We start from the raw sequence: 2,317 nt of genomic DNA, 5'->3' as shown, positions 1-2,317 counted from the left end.
GCGCTGTCGGCGTCGTCGAGCGCGGTGGCGAGCGCGCGGTGGGCGGCCAGGCGTTCGGTGAGCGCCGACCCCTGGTAGACCGCGGCGCGGGAGATCGGGTGACGCCAGGTCAACACCTGCCCGTCGGTGCGCACCAGGTCGGCGTCCTGGGCCGGCTGCAGATCGTCGAGACCCGCGCCGAGGCTCGCGGCGGCGCGCAGCACCGGCGCCAGATCCTCGGCGCCGGCGGCCGCGGCGATCAGCAGGATCGTCCGGGTTCCCGCGGGCAGGCGGGCGACCCGGCCGTGGAAGGCCAGCTGGAGCCGCTGGGTCAACGGCAGCGGATTCGGATTCTCGGCGCTCTCCGCCGCAGCCGGAAGTTCCAGCAGGGCAAGGGGATTGCCACCCGCCTCGGCGAGCAGACGATAGCGGGTGGTGGGCGAGAGCCGGGTCGGGCCCGCGTCGAGCAGGGCCGCGGCGGCGTCGGCGCGGAGGCCGGACAGCGCCAGTTCCGGCAGCCCCGGCGCGGGGAAATCGTCGGGGCCGGACCGGGTGGCGAACAGGATCACCACGCCTTCGGCGTCGAGTCTGCGGGCGGCGAACAGCAGGGTTTGCGCCGTCGCCAGGTCCAGCCAGTGCGCGTCGTCGATCAGGACCAGCAGGGGTCCCTCGGCCGCTTCCTCGGCCAGCAGGGTGAGCACGGCCAGGCCGATCAGCATCGGGTCCGCGGGCGCGCCGTCGCCCAGTCCGAACGCGGCGTCCATCGCGTCGCGCTGTCGTGGCGGCAGCTGCCGCACCAGTTCCATCGCCGGCCGCACCAGCAGATGCAGTGCCGCGAATGGCAATTCGGCCTCGGACTCGATACCGGCGCTGCGGATCGCCGGAATGCCCTGCGCGGCCGCATAATCCAGCAGGGCCGACTTGCCGATCCCCGCCTCGCCCCGCAGGACCAGCGCCCCGCTGCGCCCGGCCCGCGCGCCCGCGAGCAGGTCATCGATCGTGGCCTGTTCGGGTTCGCGTCCGTGCAGCATGCGCACCACGGTAGCGCCGTACCGGTACCGGCGGTATCTCCGTCGCCGGAAGTACCTATAGACGACTGATTCGACCTACCCCCGGCGCGCCATAACGTAGGTGTCATCGCAGGAACAACCCGCGAAACACCAGCTCACAGCATATTTCGGAGGTCGAGATGAACACCGTCGTCGCGCAGTACCTGGAGGCCTGGAACACCCGTGAGCCCGGCGCCCGTCGCGCCGCGGTCGCCCGCCTGTTCACCCCCGAGGCCCGCTACGTCGACCCGCTGGTCGCCGTCACCGGCCACGCCGAACTCGAGGCCGCCATCGCCGGCGTGCAGACCCAGTTCCCCGACTGGACCTTCCGCCTGGCCGGCCCGGTCGACGCCCACCACGACCAGGTGCGTTTCACCTGGGGCCTCGGCCCCGCCGAGGGCGAGCCCGTGGTGATCGGCTTCGACGTCGCCGTCCTCGCCGACGGCCGCATCGACAGCGTCTACGGCTTCCTCGACCGAGTACCCGCCTCCGCCTGACACCCCTTCCCAGCCAAGGAGATCCGCCATGACCACCGCCACCGTCTCGTCTCGCCTGTCCACCCTGCTCACCCCGGGCGAGCCGCTGCTGCTGCTCTCGCTGCGCCTCGACGCCGTCGTCACCACGGTCAACGGCGTCGCCTACCTCGCCCTGGCTCCGCTGCTGGAACGGCTGCTCGGCCTCGACTCCCGGGCTGGCCTCGCGATCGGCGCCTTCCTCACCGCCTACGGTCTCGCGGTCGCGGTGGTCGGGCGGAGGTCTCCGGTGTCACGGACCGGGGCGGCGGCGGTCGCGATCGGCAACGCGACCTGGGTCGTCGCGAGCCTGGTCGCCGTGGTCACCGGCGTCCTCGGGCTGACCGTGGCGGGCGCGGTGTGGGGGGTGCTGCAAGCGGTCACGGTCGGTGCCTTCGCGGCACTGCAGTACCGCGGCCTGCGCGGCACCGGCCACTGACAGCGACCCCGAAACGCGCGGCCACGACCATCGTGGCCGCGCGTTTCGCGCGGCGTACCGTCATCGATATGGCCGTCCCCGACGAGCAGCTGCCATCCTTCCGCGCCGACGCCGCCGGTGCGGCCGACGACCTGCTGGTGACCCTGCTGGATCGGCAGGCCGAGCTGTCCGGCGTGGTCCGCATGCGGCGCTGGGTCATGGACGTCCTCGCGCCGCAGCCCGGGGAAACCGCCCTCGACATCGGTTCCGGCACCGGCTCGGAGGTCCTGGCCTTCGCCGCGCGGGTGGGCCCGCGCGGCCGTGCCGTCGGGGTCGACGCCAACCCGGCCATGGCGGCG

4 protein-coding genes are annotated in these 2,317 nt (G+C 73.3%); 3 read left to right on the top strand and 1 reads right to left on the bottom strand.

Annotated features, from left to right (window positions below; translation table 11 throughout):
- The coding region (locus tag V8688_RS31820; RefSeq protein WP_342802370.1) for an ATP-binding protein at positions 1-1,010 on the bottom strand (1,010 nt) is incomplete at its 3' end.
- A 158-nt stretch (positions 1,011-1,168) separates the two neighbouring features.
- On the opposite strand from V8688_RS31820, the gene V8688_RS31815 reads away from it, so the two are divergent.
- The 3 genes from V8688_RS31815 to V8688_RS31805 form a co-directional block, all read left to right on the top strand.
- Positions 1,169-1,525, top strand: a complete 357-nt coding sequence (locus V8688_RS31815) for a nuclear transport factor 2 family protein (RefSeq protein ID WP_218720662.1) — start codon at positions 1,169-1,171, stop codon at positions 1,523-1,525.
- Positions 1,526-1,553: 28 nt separating this feature from the next.
- Positions 1,554-1,979, top strand: a complete 426-nt coding sequence (locus tag V8688_RS31810; protein WP_342802369.1) for a hypothetical protein — start codon at positions 1,554-1,556, stop codon at positions 1,977-1,979.
- Positions 1,980-2,047: 68 nt separating this feature from the next.
- On the top strand, positions 2,048-2,317 hold a 270-nt coding region (locus V8688_RS31805; RefSeq protein WP_342802368.1), incomplete at its 3' end, for a class I SAM-dependent methyltransferase.

This window comes from Nocardia sp. No.11 (assembly GCF_038752175.1).
Lineage (GTDB): Bacteria > Actinomycetota > Actinomycetes > Mycobacteriales > Mycobacteriaceae > Nocardia > Nocardia canadensis.
The sequence above is the reverse complement of the archived record's forward strand: the minus strand, read 5'-3'. Positions and strand labels throughout refer to the sequence as shown.

What these genes read in the sequence shown, in the direction of transcription:
- V8688_RS31810 (WP_342802369.1), top strand. Translation starts at nt 1,554, where the DNA reads ATGACCACCGCCACCGTCTCGTCTCGCCTGTCCACCCTGCTCACCCCG.
- V8688_RS31815 (WP_218720662.1), top strand. Translation starts at nt 1,169, where the DNA reads ATGAACACCGTCGTCGCGCAGTACCTGGAGGCCTGGAACACCCGTGAG.